Source organism: Pseudomonas shahriarae (genome assembly GCF_014268455.2).
Lineage (GTDB): Bacteria > Pseudomonadota > Gammaproteobacteria > Pseudomonadales > Pseudomonadaceae > Aquipseudomonas > Aquipseudomonas shahriarae.
In genome coordinates this window covers 4,548,793-4,563,321 of record NZ_CP077085.1, presented here as the reverse complement: position 1 = coordinate 4,563,321, position 14,529 = coordinate 4,548,793, and the positions used below count along the sequence as shown (strand labels likewise).

Genomic DNA, 14,529 nt, shown 5'->3' with positions numbered 1-14,529 from the left:
CCGTTATTGTGCTGAATCCTTTTAGTCATCTGCCACGGATCTGTTGTGATGAACGCACCGCGTACTGCTGTTGGCCCGATCAAGGCCGTGATTTTCGATATGGACGGGTTGTTGCTGGATACCGAGGGTATCTACACCGAAGTCACGCAGATCATCGCCGAGCGCTACGGCCGTACCTACGACTGGGGCATCAAGCAGCACATCATTGGCCGTGGCGCCCAGGACCTGGCCGAGTATGTGGTCAAGGCGCTGGACTTGCCGATCACGCCTGAGGAGTTCCTGCGTATCCGTGAGCCCTTGATGAGCGAGCGTTTCCCCAAGGCGCTGGGCATGCCGGGCGCCGAGGCGTTGGTGCGGCATTTAAGTGCGCACAACATCCCGATAGCCGTGGGCACCAGTTCGTCGCGCAATTCGTTTGGGCACAAGACCACGTTGCACCGCGAATGGTTTGGCTTGTTCGGTACGATTGTCACCGCCGACGACCCTGAAGTTGGCGCAGCCAAGCCTGCGCCGGACATCTTCCTTACCGCTGCCCGCCGCCTGGGCGTTGCGCCCGAGGATTGCCTGGTGTTTGAAGACTCACCGTTTGGCGTGACCGCTGCCAAGGCCGCGAACATGACTGCCATCGCGGTGCCCGACGAAGCCATGGCCGACAGCAAGTACGCTCACGCTGACCAGATCATCCGCAAGCTCGCGGAGTTCGATCTGGCTGCGTATGGCCTGCCGCCAATGCGCTGAGCGTTGCAAGAGCCGGCAAGCCGGCTCTTATAGGGTGTTCAGGCGCTGAAACCGCCATCAATGGTCAGGCTGGCGCCGGTGATGTAACCGGCTTCCGGCCCTACCAGATAGGCGACAAAGCTGGCCACTTCCTCGACGTGCCCATAACGACCCACCGCCATAAAGCCAATCAGGCTCTCGGCAAATTCACTGTCGGCCGGGTTCATATCGGTGTCCACCGGGCCCGGTTGTACGTTGTTGATGGTAATCCCCCGTGGCCCCAGGTCGCGCGCCAGGCCTTTGGTCAAACCCACCAGCGCGGCTTTGCTCATGGCATAGGGGCCGCCACCGGCGAAAGGCATGCGCTCGGCGTTGGTGCTGCCGATATTGATGATGCGACCCCCTTCGCCCATGTGCCGGGCAGCTTCCTGGGTGGCAATAAACACGCTGCGCACGTTAATGGCCAGGGTCTGGTCAAAGTCTTCCAGTTTGAAATCCTCCAGCGGGCCGACCGCCAGCACCCCGGCGTTGTTCACCAGGATATCCAGGCGCCCGAACGCGTCGACAGTGGCATTGACCGCATTGCGAATGGCCACGGCATCGGCGCTGTCGGCGTGAATCGCCAGGGCCTTGCCGCCGTCGCTGATCACGCTGTTCTGCAGGGCCTCGGCCTTGGCCGCAGAGCTGACGTAAGTAAAGGCAACGGCTGCACCTTGCGCGGCCAGGCGCTTGACGATGGCGGCGCCGATGCCGCGGGAACCGCCCTGGATCAAGGCAACTTTGCCGCTGAGGTTTTGCGTGGTCATGTCGATCTCCCAATGATGCAAGGCGCAGGTGCCTTGTTGTTGGCACCGAGTATTGCCCTCGCGGGCATCCCTCGGTAGACCGTGATTGCTATAGTCTGTGTAAACCAAAAGTTTAGAGTGGTGCGATATGGAAAGCTTCGGCAGTATCGAATGCTTCGTGCGCAGTGCCGAAGGCGGCAGCTTTGCCGAAGCGGCCCGGCACCTGAGCCTGACGCCGGCCGCCGTCGGCAAAAGCGTGGCCAAGCTTGAAGCGCGCCTGGGGGTGCGGCTGTTCCAGCGCAGCACCCGGCGCCTCACATTGACCGAAGCCGGCAAGCTGTTTTTGGAGCAGGTCAGCGCCAGCCTCACCACCATCCAGAATGCCGTGGCCAACCTGGCCAGCGCCGAAGGCCGGCCGGTGGGCACGCTCAAGGTGAGTATGGGCACGGTGTTCGGCAACCGTTATGTGGTGCCGTTGCTGGCGGAGTTTCTGCGGCGCTTTCCCGATATCAGTCCGGATTGGCATTTTGATAATCGCCAGGTCGACCTGATCGGCCAGGGCTTTGACGCGGCCATTGGCGGCGGGTTCGAGCTGCCCCAGGGGGTGGTCGCCCGCAAGTTGACCCCGGCCCACCGGATTCTGGTGGCCTCGCCCGATTACCTGGCCAAGCGCCTGCCCGTGCGCGTCCCCGAAGATTTGGGGCTGTGCAATGGGATCCTGATCCGCTCGCCGCAAACCGGCCGCGTGCGCACCTGGCAACTGACCAACCGCGCCCGCGAACAGCGGCCGTTGATGCTCAAGCCACGCATGACCATGGGCGACTCCGAAGCCGCGTGCTGCGCCTGCACTCAAGGTTTGGGTATTGCCCTGGTCAGCATGCCGATGGCCGTGCCGTTCCTCGACAGTGGCGCGGTGGTGCGGGTGCTGCCGGACTGGTACGTCGATGACGGCAACATCTCCCTGTACTACGCCGAACACAAGTTGCTGCCGGGCAAGACCCGGGTATTTGTCGACTTCATCCTCGAGCAGTTTGCCGAGCAACGCCTGGCGCAGCGGTTCAGCGCGGTATAGCACTCACTGCTGAACTTGCTGCCCGCCAGTGTTCTAAGCTGATACGGGCCAATGGGGCTTGCGACTGTCGAGACCGATCATGTCCATATCACGCGCTTTACTCGTATTTACCAGCCTGGCGTTGATTGCAGGCTCCCCGGCGCTGCTGGCCGATCCCGGCAACGGCAACGGCAACGGCAAGGACAAAGGCAGTGCCCATGGCAATAAGGGTGGTGGCCAGGGTAATCAGGGCCAGGGTGGTGGCAAGAAGGGTGCAGGCGCCCATTACAGCGGCCCGCAAATTGATATCGGGGGTGTGCGGGTAATCCTTGGTGACAACCGCGACTACTGGCGCGGTGGTTCGTCCCTGCCGCCGGGCATCCAGAAAAACCTGGCCCGTGGCAAACCCCTGCCACCGGGAATCGCCAAGAAACTCGATGGGCGCCTGTTGGGGCGGCTGCCCCATTACGACGGCTACGAATGGCAACAGGCTGGCACCGACCTGATCCTGGTGACGATTGCCACCGGGATCATTTATGAAGTGCTCAATGACGTCTTGAACTGATCGAGATCGGCGATTCAGCGTGCGAACCTGCCCGGCCAACCGATGATGTTCTTTGGCCGGGGTGTCCCATAGGTGCGCACCTTCGACGTCGACAACCCCAGCCTCACCAAGGATTCGGCCAGGGTTACCGCTGCAGTCACGCCATCCACCACCGGCACGCCGGTGCGTTGGCGGATCTGTTCATCCAGCCCGGCCATGCCGCCGCAACCCAGGCAGATCACTTCAGCCTTGTCTTCGCTAATGGCCAGTTCGGCTTGGCGCACAATCGCTTCCATGGCCCGCAGCGGGTGTTCCTCCAACTCCAGTACCGCCATGCCGCTGGCCCTTACGGAGGCACAGCGTTCATACAGCCCGGAGAGCTTGAGCCGGTCTTCGATCAGCGGCACCGTGCGATCCAGGGTGGTGACCACTGAGTAAGCATGGCCGAGGAACATCGCGGTGCTGGCGGCAGCATCGGTGATATCCACCACTGGCACGTCCAGCAACTCCTGCAGACCTTCGCGGCCATGCTCGCCATAACCTGCCTGGATCACCGCATCGAACGGCTGATCGTAGGCCATTACTCGGTCCATCACCGCAATGGCCGCCAGATAGCTTTCGAAATTGCCTTCCACTGATTCGGCACCAAAAAACGGCGTCAGCCCGACAATTTCGGTGCCCGCCGCTGCCACGCTGCGAGCCTGTTGGGCAATGGCTTGGGTAATGGATTCGGTGGTGTTGACGTTGACGACGAGAATGCGCATGGGATGACCTCCTGATCAATGACTGACGTTGTCGACAGCGATGCTCTCGCCGCTGATATCGGCATAAAACGGCTGACGCTTGGCGATCAGCAGATACAGCACCCCGGCAATGCCAGCGCCAAACAGCCAGGAGAACGGCGAGACGCTGGCAAACCCCGGCAACAGCGCCAGGACAATGGCAATCACCGCAGCCGGGACAAACGCCGCCACCGCCCGCAGGTTCACCCCGTGGCTGTAGTAATACGCCCCGTTGGGGTCTTCGCTATACAACTGCGGTACGTCGATCCGGCCCTTACGGATCAGCCAGTAATCCACCATGATCACGCCATACAGTGGGCCCAGCAGCGCACCCAGGCCGGAGAGGAAATACACAATCACCAGCGGGCTGTTGTAGAGGTTCCACGGCAGGATGAGCACCGCGAGGAACGCGCTGATCAGCCCGGCGCGCCGGAAGTTCAGGTACTTGGGGGCCAGGTTGCTCAGCACAAAGGCCGGGGCAACGAAGTTGGCCATGATGTTCACCGCCACGGTGACGATCAGGAATGCCAGGCAGCCCAGCACCAGGAACAAGGTATTGGGAATGGCCGCGATGATCTGCGTGGGGCTTTCGATTACCTGGCCATTGAGTTGGAACTGCCCACCGCACAGCAGCACGGTGATGATTGCGAACACCAGGATGTTTACCGGCAGGCCCCAGAAGTTGCCGACCTTGATGGTCTTGCGGCAAGGCGATGAGCGGGCAAAGTCGCAGAAATTGAGGATCAGGGTGCCGTAGATCGCCAGCCACAAGGCGCCGCCGGCAAAGATATTGCGCCACATCTCGCCACCGCTCAGGGGCTCGCGGATCGACCAGGCGATTTGGCCGTCGGCCTGGAAGTACATCCAGCCGGCCAGCGCCGCGACGGTCAGTAGGATAACGGGGCCGGCAAAGCCTTCGTAGCGTCGGACCATTTCCATGCCGTAGGCCAGAATCACCAGTTGCACAAACCAGATCATCACAAAACATGCCCAGCCCAAGGTGGACAGGCCGAGGATCGTGTTGTGGTCGTAGTCGGCAAATCCTGGATTAATCGCCACCAGCAGTACGCGAAAGACGACGGATGCGAGGTAGGTTTGAATCCCGAACCAGGCGATGGCAATCACGGCGCGGATCAACGCAGGAATTTGCGCGCCATGTATACCGAAACTTATCCGGCTGATCACCGGAAACGGCACACCGGTTTTCTGGCCCATGTAGCCGGACAGGTTCATAAAGAAATACACCAACGCCGCGCCGATCCCTAGCGACAACAGAATCTGCCAGGCACCGAGGCCCAGGGCGTACAAGCCGATGGCAAAGGAGTAGTTGGCGATGTTGTGCACATCGTTGGTCCACAGGGCGAAGATGCTGTAGCCACCCCAGCGTCGACCTTCGACTTTGGTGGGCGCCAGGTCCTTGTTGTGCAGGCGTGGGCTCAGCACCAGCGGGCCGGAGTTTGCCGCCGTGGGGTTGGCTGTGGAGGAGGGCAGATCCAGTGCAAGGTTATTTGAGAGACTTGTAGGCATGCCGGCAGGCTCCTGGCATCTGCAGCGAGCGCGAGGGTTAGGCGCGGCTAGCGTGCGGACACGAAGTGTATGTGGGTTGTTGTTTAAGTTGTATACAAAAACTCCAACTCCATAAGCCACTTGTGTGCCAGGTTTATATCTAACAAAACTACCGCTAATTTCGTTTTTATAGGTCGATTGAGTAACCGGCTGAATTTGAAGAAATATAAATTGACCGATTGAACAGGAATTTATTTTTTGGCGGGGATATGGGAATCAAGAATGTAGGAAGTTAGCAGAAATGGGGTGTAACGTTTCGGTGCGTAATGATTAAAGTGCACACAAAAATGGCACTGTTGGTTACGTTTGTGTGTACAGGTTTAATGGTCGCTGGAAACAAATGTGGGAGCTGGCTGGCCTGCAATGGCGCCCGGTATTCAATTACACCGAGGTGATGCCATTGCAAGCCAGCCAGCTCCCACACGCGCTTGTTGCGAGATTTTTCGCAGGTCAGGCTTCAGGCCTTGCTGATGATATTTCCCGCGTGCAGCCCACATTCCTTCTGGGTTGCTTCTTCCCACCACCAGCGGCCTTCACGCTCGTGCTGGTTCGGCAATACCGGACGGGTGCAGGGTTCGCAGCCGATGCTGATAAAACCGCGCTCATGCAGGCTGTTGTACGGCAACTCGAGCATGCGGATATAACCCCAGATCTCTTCACTGGTCATTTGCGCCAGCGGGTTGAACTTGTAGAGCGTGCGCTCGGGGGTGGAGAAGGCGCTATCGACTTCCAGGGCCGCCACCTGGCTACGGGTGCCGGGGCTCTGGTCGCGGCGCTGGCCGGTGGCCCAGGCACGTACGCCGGAGAGTTTGCGGCGCAGCGGTTCGATCTTGCGCACGCCGCAGCATTCGCCATGGCCGTCCTTGTAGAAGCTGAACAGGCCCTTTTCCTTGACGAAGGGTTCCAGCTTGCTCTGGTCCGGCGAGATCAATTCGATATCGATCTTGTAGAAGTCCCGCACCTGCTCGATAAACCGGTAGGTCTCCGGGTGCAGGCGGCCGGTGTCGAGGCTGAAGACCTTGACGTTTTTGTTCAGCTTCCAGGCCATATCCACCAGCACCACATCCTCGGCACCGCTGAAGGAAATCCACAGGTCATCGCCGAACTGGCTGAACGCCAGCTTGAGGATGTCCTGGGCGGACTTGTTGGCATAGGTCGCGGCGAGTTCAGCGACGTCGAAGGCTTGGTTCATCAGGACGGTTCCTACAGGTCAGTGGCGCTGAGCGCTCTATAGGAGTGGGATGTTAACAAAATCCGCTCTGCGTTGCGGTGGCCAGCGCGAATCGCTAGAGTTCGGCAGTCCTTTTGCTCGCTCAACTGAAAAAAAATCCAAATGGGAGTGTCTTGTGGAAATTGCCTGTCTCGACTTGGAAGGGGTGCTGGTTCCGGAAATCTGGATCGCCTTCGCTGAAAAAACCGGTATTGAATCCTTGCGGGCCACCACCCGGGACATTCCCGACTACGACGTCCTGATGAAGCAACGCCTGCGCATTCTCGACGAGCACGGCTTGAAGCTGTCGGACATTCAGGAAGTGATTGCCACCCTCAAACCGCTGGAAGGTGCGATCGAGTTCGTCGACTGGCTGCGCGAGCGCTTCCAGGTGGTGATCCTGTCGGACACCTTCTATGAATTTTCCCAGCCGTTGATGCGTCAACTGGGCTTCCCGACCCTGCTTTGCCACCGCTTGATCACCGATGAAAATGACCGGGTGGTGAGCTATCAACTGCGCCAGAAAGATCCTAAGCGTCAGTCGGTGCTGGCCTTCAAGACCCTGTACTACCGGGTAATCGCTGCAGGCGATTCCTACAACGACACCACCATGTTGGGTGAGGCGGATCGTGGGATTCTGTTCCATGCACCGGAAAATGTGATTCGCGAGTTCCCGCAATTCCCGGCGGTGCATACTTTTGAGGACTTGAAGAAAGAGTTCATCAAGGCGTCGAACCGTTCGTTGAGCCTGTAAGTTATTGAGCGAGGCTGGTTGCCTCATCGCGAGCAAGCCCGCTCCCACATTCGGCCGCGTTTATCCTTTGGGAGCACGGTCGAATGAGGGAGCGGGCTTGTTTGCGATGAGGCCCTCGAAAACGCCAAAGATCAAACTCCCGCAAGCAACTGCTCATAAGGAATGCGCAAACCCTCGTGCAGGCGCTTGATCATGGCCAGGCTCAACTTGCGCTTGTGGTTCAGCACTTCCGACACGCGTCCGCTGGAGCCGATAAAGGGTTCCAGGTCACGGGCCGTCAGGCCCAGTTGGTCCACGCGCGCCAGCGCAGCGGCCAGGTCTTGCGGCGTGTAAAAGGTGGACTTCTCCCTATGGCGATACCCTTCAACCAGGGGTGTTTGGGAGTCGGTGTAAGCCGGATGATTCCCAGAACTCCCTTAAGGCGGCTCTTGCGATTAGTCGCATAAATCAAGCCTTCCAATTTGGGAGAAATTAGGTGTCGCTTCCTGGATTTGTAACTCTTCACAGGGAGCGCGATGTGTAGGAAAAGGGCTTTGTTTTAACGGTGCAAACGATAAAGCGACAGAAGCAATAAGCAGTCGACCCATGTGATCCCTCACAGACGGCCAGGTGGAATGCCAGAGTCAGACGCTATCCCTGCGCCCTGATACTGTCCACGGTGGTTCTGATTCAGGCTCTTTCCCTGGGAGGTTGGCTTACAGCCCTTCCAGTGTTTCCAGCAACACCCGCACCTTGGTCATCGACTCCTGGTACTCCGCCTGCCACTCGGAATCGGCGACGATCCCGCCGCCGCCCCAGCAACAGACCTGGCCATCCTTGACCAGCAGGCTGCGAATGGCGATGGAGCTGTCCATCTCGCCACGCACGTCCAGGTACAACAATGAACCGCAGTACAAGCCGCGCCGGGTCGGTTCCAGTTCGTCGATGATCTGCATCGCACGGATCTTCGGGGCGCCGGTGATCGAGCCGCCGGGGAAGCTGCCGGCGATCAGGTCCAGGGCGTCTTTGTCGTCGGCCAGTTCGCCGGTGACACTGCTGACCAGGTGATGCACGTTGGGGTAGCTTTCCAGGCTGAACAGCTCCGGGACCTTGACCGAGCCGGTGCGGCAGGTGCGGCCCAGGTCATTGCGCAGCAGATCGACGATCATCAGGTTCTCTGCACGATCCTTGGGGCTGGCCAGGAGTTCGGCGGCGTTGGCCGCATCCTCTTGCGGAGTCAGCCCGCGGGGGCGGGTGCCCTTGATCGGACGGGTTTCCACCTGGCGCTGGTTGACCCGCACGAAACGCTCCGGTGACAGGCTGACTACCGCGCCATCATCCGGCAGGCTCTGAAAGCCCGAGAACGGCGTCGGGCAGGCGGCGCGCAAGGCGCAGTAGGCGACCCATGGATCGCCGTTGCAGGCCGCGCGAAAGCGTTGGGCGAAGTTGACCTGGTAGCAGTCGCCGGCCTGGATGTAATCCTGGATCCGCGCCAGGGCCTGTTCATAGGCTGCGGCGCTCAGGTCTGGGGTCATCCGGGTATGCAGCTTGAAGCTGGCCGGGGTGTCGGCGGCCGGTTGGCTGAACAGGGCCAGCAGGCGCAGGCGTTCGCTTTCCGGAAGTTTGGGGTGGAACACCAATTGGCTGGTGCGCGCCTGATGGTCGCTGACCAGTGCCCAGGCGTACAGGCCAAAACGGGCATCGGGCAGGCCGATATCGTCGATAGCCTGATGCGGCAGTTGCTCCAGGTGGCGGCCAAAATCGTAGCTCAGGTAGCCGATCAAGCCGCCGGCGAACGGCAGTTCATAGGGCGCGGGCAGGCTAGCCTCACCCAGCATCGTCAGATTTTCCCGCAGCCGTTGTAAGAAATCGCCACCGCTTTCGTCCGGCCATACCGCCAGGGTTGCTTCCGGCCAGGCGCTGAGCAAGTCATAGCGACCACGCTCGGCTGCCGGTCGGCCGCTGTCCAGCAGCACGGCGCCGGGTGCATGGCGGATCGCCGCAAAATACTCGGCGGGGTTTGCCCGATAGGGCAGGGGATGTACAGAGCAGGTCGACATGCGGGGTGAATCAGCCATGGGGCGGGGAGGGGATTGTAGTCCCCTGTAGGATTTGCTCCTAGAGGGGATGTCGGGGATGGTTGGATAGAGGGCGCAGCCGCGGGGCGCTGTCAGCCTTCCACGGGTGGAATATGCCCAAACATTTCCTGGGCAAACTTCACCCGTTCTTCCGCCGTTTCTGTCACGCCCGCCGCCTTCAGCTCTTCCAGTCGAGCTTCTACGGCATGGGTACGCAAGGTCAGGCCGCAATCGTTGGCAATCTGGATATTCAACCCGGGGCGCGCATTGAGTTCGAGGATCAACGGGCCTTTTTCCTGGTCCAGCACCATGTCTACACCGATGTAACCCAGCCCGCACAGCTCGTAGCAGCCGGCGGCGAGTTTCATGAAACCGTCCCAGTTGGGCAGTTGCACACCGTCCACCGCGTTGGTGGTGTCGGGGTGCTTGGTAATGATGTTGTTCAGCCAGGTGCCGCGCAGGGTCAGGCCGGTGGCCAGGTCCACGCCCACGCCAATCGCGCCCTGGTGCAGGTTGGCCTTGCCGCCGGACTGACGGGTCGGCAAGCGCAGCATGGCCATCACCGGGTAGCCCATCAACACGATGATGCGGATATCCGGCACGCCTTCGTAGCTGATGCTCTTGAAGATCTGGTCGGGCACCACCCGGTATTCGATCAACGCGCGGTCGCGGTGACCGCCCAGGGAATACAGGCCGGTGAGGATGCTGGAAATCTGGTGCTCGATTTCCTCGTGGCTGATGATTTTGCCGGACACCGTGCGATAGCGCCCTTCAAAACGGTCGGCGATCACCAGGATGCCGTCGCCGCCGGCGCCCTGGGCCGGCTTGATCACGAAGTCGCTACGGCCACCGATGATTTCGTCGAGCTTGTCGATTTCTTTCTCGGTGGAAATGATCCCGTACATCTCCGGCACATGGATGCCGGCCTGGATCGCCCGTTCCTTGGTGATGATTTTGTCATCGACAATCGGATACAGGCTGCGCTTGTTGTACTTGAGCACGTAGTCGGCATTACGCCGGTTGATGCCCATGATGCCCCGCGCTTCCAGGGCCTTCCAGGTCTTCCAGAACCCGAACATTACGAATCAGCCTTGAGGAAGGCTTTGAAACGCACTAGCTCGGTCAGGCGGTAGCCACGGTAGCGACCCATGGCCAGCATGAAGCCCACCAGGATCAACAGGATCGCCGGGAAGGTGAACACGAAGTAGATCAACTCCGGCACGCTCATGATCAGGTGGGCCAGGGAGGCAGCGAACAGGGTGCCAATCGCGACTTTCATCGCATGGCCGCCGCCGCGCTCTTCCCAGGTAATGGACAGGCGTTCGATGGTCATGGTCAGGATCACCATCGGGAACAGCGCCACCGACAGGCCGCGCTCCAGGCCCAGCTTGTGGCTGAACAGGCTGATGGCAGCAATCAACACCACGACAAAGGTCAGGACCACCGAGAGCCTCGGCAGCATCTGCAGTTTCAAATGCTCCAGGTACGACCGCAGGGACAGCCCCAGTGCCGTAATCACCGTAAACAGCACGATGCCAAAGCCCAACTGGGTCTCGCGGAACGCCAGGGCAATCAGCACCGGGGTGAAGGTGCCCAGGGTCTGCAGGCCGATCAGGTTACGCAGGATCAGGATCACCAGCACGCCAATCGGGATCATCACCATGATCATGAAGGTCTGCTGGGTTTGCAGCGGCAGGCCGTAGAGCGAGTATTCGAGGAAGTTGGCGTCGGTGTTCTCGTCCGTCAGCTTGGCCAGGCGGATCGCGTTCATCTCGCTGTTGTTCAGGCTGAAGGTCACGGCGGCTTTCTTGCCGCCGTCGACGGTGATCAGGTTTTCATCGCCGGTCCACCACTGCAGGCGGTCGGAGGGCAGGCCCTGTTCGCCGGTTTCCGGGTTGAAGTACAGCCAGTCGTTGCCATTGAAGCTGCGCAGCCACAGTTCCGGGGTTTGCGGTTGGTCGGCTACCAGGCGGATGGTGTGGACCTTTTCCACCGGCACGTGGGCGATGGACAGCAGCAACTCGATGATCTTGGCCTTGTGCGGCGTCGACGGATCGCCCGCCAGCAGCAGCTTGACGTTGTCATCGTTGAGGTTGTTGGTGCGCTTGATGGCTTCGCTGATAAAGGTCTCGACATCGGCCGAGTGCTGGCGGATCGGTGCCAGCAGGGCCTCGGCGGCGATTTTTTCCGGGCCTTCCACGGCGATGCTGTCGCGGAAGGTCGGGCCCTTGACCTTGACCTTTTCGCCGCTGTAGCGCTTGGTCAGCACCAGGCGGTAGTAGAGGGTCTGGTTGCCCTTGGCGCGCCGGGCCGACCAGGTGACCTTGCGGTTGCCGTCGATGCGGTTGACGCTCACCCCATAGTTATTGGAGATGAAGCTCTCATTGAGGCTGACGAAGTCGCGGCTCAGGGGCGGCACGAACATCTGGACCTTGACCGGATCCTTGGCGTTGGCCACGAACTCGACCTTGGCGTCGATGTTCCACAGGTCGTCAGTGGCGTCCTCGGTCACCGGGATGCCGAGAACCAGGATCTGATAGGCCGTGACCGAAATGCCCAGTACCACCAGGATGGCGATCAGAATCTTCAAGTGCATATTAAGAGAGCGCATTGGAATTACTCGGCGGTATGAGCGTCGGCGGCGCAGGCAGGTTTGCCTGCTGCGTATTTAAGACTGGGGTCGACCAGCGCATCAAAGCGTTTCAAGGCTTCGGAGCCAATCAGCAGCGGATATTGGAAGGCGCTGCGGTCAGTCAAGTTCACTTCGATGCTGCGTAAAGCAGTGCCCATGCAGATGTCCAGGGCAATCACCGGACGGGCGGTGTAGTTCTTGTCCTCATCGGGGTCGTAGTCGCCGGCGCGGCGCTTGATCTTGCTGACGCGGGCCAGGGGACGCTCGATGGGGTGCGAATGGGCGGTGTCGATGGCCAGGTAGAAGCGGACCCAGGACTCACCGTTGCGCTTGAAGCGCTTGATGTCCCGGGCACTCAACGACGCAGTCTTGGCGCCGGTGTCGAGCTTGGCGGCGACTTCCAGGTCAATACCCGCCAGCTTGGCGTATTCATTGAGGCCATAGACGGTCTTCTCGGCAGCGATGCCAAGGCCCGGAAACATCAGTAGGCAAAACAATAGGGGGAAGGGCTTGAGTCTCATAGATCCTGAGGCGGTGCAGTGCGATGTTTGATTCAAGGCGACTGGCATTGCTGCGCAAGCTCCCTCGTGCGCCTTTTCATCCGGGGATGTCAGGCAAATGCGGCGGGCATTCTAACATGAAGGTTTTCTGGCGCCAGCGCTGGCAGCCGGCCATGCCCTTGTAGGATGCAAGGCAGGTTATTAGACGATTGTCGACAATGTGCATTTATTCTTTGACTATCAGGGGCTGATTGGCTAGTTTTTGCGACATTGCTTTTAAAGGTGTCGACAATCATGCTGGATCAGCTGGAAATTCCGGTAGTAGGGCAGGACGATTCCCAAACGATGTCTGAGAACGTCTTCCGTCGCATCCAGGCCGCCATCGTCAAGGGCGAGATTGCCCCCGGCAGCAAGATCTCCGAGCCTGAGCTGGCGCGCACCTACGGCATCAGCCGTGGCCCGCTGCGTGAGGCGATCCACCGCCTGGAGGGCCAGCGCCTGCTGGTGCGCGTGCCCCATGTCGGCGCTCGGGTGGTGTCCCTGAGCGAGGCTGAGCTGGTGGAACTCTACGAAATCCGCGAATCCCTCGAAGGCATGGCCTGCCGCCTGGCCGCCGAGCGCATGACCGACGAAGAAATCGAGGAACTGCGCCAAGTCCTGCACACCCACGAGCGCGATGCTGCATTCCAGGCCGGTGTGGGCTACTACCAGCAGGAAGGCGACTTCGACTTTCATTACCGGATCATTCAAGGCGCGCGTAACCGCACCCTGACTCAAATGTTGTGCGGCGAGCTGTATCAACTGGTGCGCATGTACCGCATCCAGTTCTCCGCCACCCCCAATCGTCCACGCCAGGCATTTGCCGAGCATCACCGCATTCTTGACGCGATTGCCGATCGCGACGGTGAACTGGCCGAGTTGTTGATGCGCCGTCATATCGGCGCCTCCAAACGCAATATCGCCCGTCACTTCCCCGACGGCGCCCCCTCGAGAGGTGAGTCATGAGTTCCTATAAAAACAGCACCCCCGGCCAGCGTTTCCGTGATGCGGTCGCCAGCGAACACCCCCTGCAAGTGGTCGGCGCGATCAATGCCAACCACGCGCTGCTGGCCAAGCGCGCCGGTTTCAAGGCCATTTACCTGTCTGGTGGCGGGGTCGCCGCGGGCTCCCTGGGCGTGCCGGACTTGGGCATCACCGGCCTGGATGATGTGCTGACCGATGTGCGCCGTATCACCGATGTCTGCGACCTGCCGCTGTTGGTGGACGTGGACACCGGTTTCGGCTCCTCGGCGTTCAACGTGGCGCGCACCGTCAAGTCGATGATCAAGTTCGGCGCCGCCGCGATCCATATCGAGGACCAGGTGGGGGCCAAGCGTTGCGGCCATCGCCCGAACAAAGAGATCGTGTCCCAGCAGGAAATGGTCGACCGTATCAAGGCCGCCGTGGATGCCCGGACCGATGACAGCTTCGTGATCATGGCGCGTACCGACGCCCTGGCCGTGGAAGGCCTGGAGTCCGCCCTGGAACGTGCCGCCGCGTGCATCGAGGCCGGTGCCGACATGGTGTTCCCGGAAGCCATCACCGAGCTTGAGATGTACAAGCTGTTCGCTTCGCGGGTCAAAGCCCCGATCCTGGCCAACATCACGGAATTCGGCGCGACCCCGCTGTACACCACCGAACAGTTGAAATCTGCCGATGTTTCCATCGTGCTGTACCCGCTGTCGGCTTTCCGCGCCATGAACAAGGCCGCCGAGAACGTCTACACCGCGATCCGTCGCGACGGCACCCAACAGAACGTGATCGACACCATGCAAACCCGCATGGAGCTTTACGATCGCATCGACTACCACACCTTCGAGCAGAAGCTCGACGCGCTGTTCGCCGCCAAGAAGTAAGCGCAGCGCCTCCCAGATAACTACAAAATTGGAGAA

At 60.3% G+C, this 14,529-nt stretch carries 14 protein-coding genes and 1 pseudogene; 6 read left to right on the top strand and 9 right to left on the bottom strand.

Annotation, left to right across the window (positions count from 1 at the left end; all coding sequences use genetic code 11):
• The first annotated feature begins 48 nt into the window (after window positions 1-48).
• Window positions 49-738 carry an HAD-IA family hydrolase gene (locus HU773_RS20200; protein ID WP_057439545.1) on the top strand — a complete coding sequence of 230 codons (690 nt, stop codon included), beginning with the start codon at window positions 49-51 and terminating at the stop codon, window positions 736-738.
• 38 nt (window positions 739-776) lie between these two features.
• Here HU773_RS20200 and HU773_RS20195 read toward each other — a convergent pair whose 3' ends face one another.
• Window positions 777-1,523, bottom strand: coding sequence for a 3-oxoacyl-ACP reductase family protein (locus tag HU773_RS20195; RefSeq protein WP_057444986.1), 747 nt, complete (start codon window positions 1,521-1,523; stop codon window positions 777-779).
• Between the two features lie 127 nt (window positions 1,524-1,650).
• Here HU773_RS20195 and HU773_RS20190 point away from each other — a divergent pair, with 127 nt between their 5' ends.
• Together HU773_RS20190 and HU773_RS20185 are read left to right on the top strand one after the other, a co-directional pair.
• Window positions 1,651-2,574: a LysR family transcriptional regulator gene (locus HU773_RS20190; RefSeq protein WP_057960359.1), complete on the top strand. Its 924-nt coding sequence runs from the start codon at window positions 1,651-1,653 to the stop codon at window positions 2,572-2,574.
• 79 nt (window positions 2,575-2,653) lie between these two features.
• Window positions 2,654-3,118, top strand: coding sequence for an anti-virulence regulator CigR family protein (locus HU773_RS20185; RefSeq protein ID WP_057439544.1), 465 nt, complete (start codon window positions 2,654-2,656; stop codon window positions 3,116-3,118).
• 14 nt (window positions 3,119-3,132) lie between these two features.
• Here the strand turns inward: HU773_RS20185 and HU773_RS20180 are convergent, their stop codons facing one another.
• From HU773_RS20180 to HU773_RS20170, 3 genes are all read right to left on the bottom strand, one after another.
• On the bottom strand, window positions 3,133-3,861 hold the full coding sequence (locus tag HU773_RS20180; RefSeq protein ID WP_057960357.1) for an aspartate/glutamate racemase family protein: 729 nt from the start codon (window positions 3,859-3,861) through the stop codon (window positions 3,133-3,135).
• A 15-nt stretch (window positions 3,862-3,876) separates the two neighbouring features.
• Window positions 3,877-5,406, bottom strand: coding sequence for an NCS1 family nucleobase:cation symporter-1 (locus tag HU773_RS20175; protein WP_115128728.1), 1,530 nt, complete (start codon window positions 5,404-5,406; stop codon window positions 3,877-3,879).
• A 496-nt stretch (window positions 5,407-5,902) separates the two neighbouring features.
• Window positions 5,903-6,637 (bottom strand): phosphoadenylyl-sulfate reductase, encoded by a 735-nt coding sequence (locus tag HU773_RS20170; RefSeq protein WP_057960355.1) that lies wholly within the window; start codon window positions 6,635-6,637, stop codon window positions 5,903-5,905.
• A 154-nt stretch (window positions 6,638-6,791) separates the two neighbouring features.
• Here HU773_RS20170 and thrH point away from each other — a divergent pair, with 154 nt between their 5' ends.
• Window positions 6,792-7,409, top strand: coding sequence for a bifunctional phosphoserine phosphatase/homoserine phosphotransferase ThrH (gene thrH, locus HU773_RS20165; RefSeq protein ID WP_057439541.1), 618 nt, complete (start codon window positions 6,792-6,794; stop codon window positions 7,407-7,409).
• 131 nt (window positions 7,410-7,540) lie between these two features.
• On the opposite strand, the pseudogene HU773_RS20160 reads toward thrH, so the two are convergent.
• From HU773_RS20160 to rloA, 5 genes and pseudogenes are all read right to left on the bottom strand, one after another.
• Window positions 7,541-7,708, bottom strand: a pseudogene (locus HU773_RS20160) (helix-turn-helix domain-containing protein); the annotation flags it as partial.
• A gap of 396 nt (window positions 7,709-8,104) precedes the next feature.
• Window positions 8,105-9,448 carry an aminodeoxychorismate synthase component I gene (gene pabB, locus HU773_RS20155; RefSeq protein WP_057439539.1) on the bottom strand — a complete coding sequence of 448 codons (1,344 nt, stop codon included), beginning with the start codon at window positions 9,446-9,448 and terminating at the stop codon, window positions 8,105-8,107.
• A 110-nt stretch (window positions 9,449-9,558) separates the two neighbouring features.
• Window positions 9,559-10,545, bottom strand: a complete 987-nt coding sequence (locus tag HU773_RS20150) for an alpha-L-glutamate ligase-like protein (RefSeq protein WP_057960353.1) — start codon at window positions 10,543-10,545, stop codon at window positions 9,559-9,561.
• Complete coding sequence (rloB, locus tag HU773_RS20145) at window positions 10,545-12,077, bottom strand: osmotic stress tolerance membrane protein RloB (RefSeq protein WP_057960352.1); 1,533 nt, start codon at window positions 12,075-12,077, stop codon at window positions 10,545-10,547. The genes HU773_RS20150 and rloB overlap by 1 nt, the downstream gene beginning before the upstream one ends.
• Before the next feature lie 5 nt (window positions 12,078-12,082).
• Window positions 12,083-12,619, bottom strand: a complete 537-nt coding sequence (gene rloA, locus HU773_RS20140; protein WP_057960351.1) for a retropepsin-like aspartic peptidase RloA — start codon at window positions 12,617-12,619, stop codon at window positions 12,083-12,085.
• A 273-nt stretch (window positions 12,620-12,892) separates the two neighbouring features.
• Between rloA and HU773_RS20135 the strand changes: the two genes are divergently transcribed.
• A complete protein-coding gene (locus tag HU773_RS20135; protein ID WP_057439536.1) occupies window positions 12,893-13,603 on the top strand; it encodes a GntR family transcriptional regulator in 711 nt (236 codons plus the stop codon).
• A complete protein-coding gene (gene prpB / locus HU773_RS20130) occupies window positions 13,600-14,493 on the top strand; it encodes a methylisocitrate lyase (protein WP_029298299.1) in 894 nt (297 codons plus the stop codon). The genes HU773_RS20135 and prpB overlap by 4 nt, the downstream gene beginning before the upstream one ends.
• Window positions 14,494-14,529 lie beyond the last annotated feature (36 nt).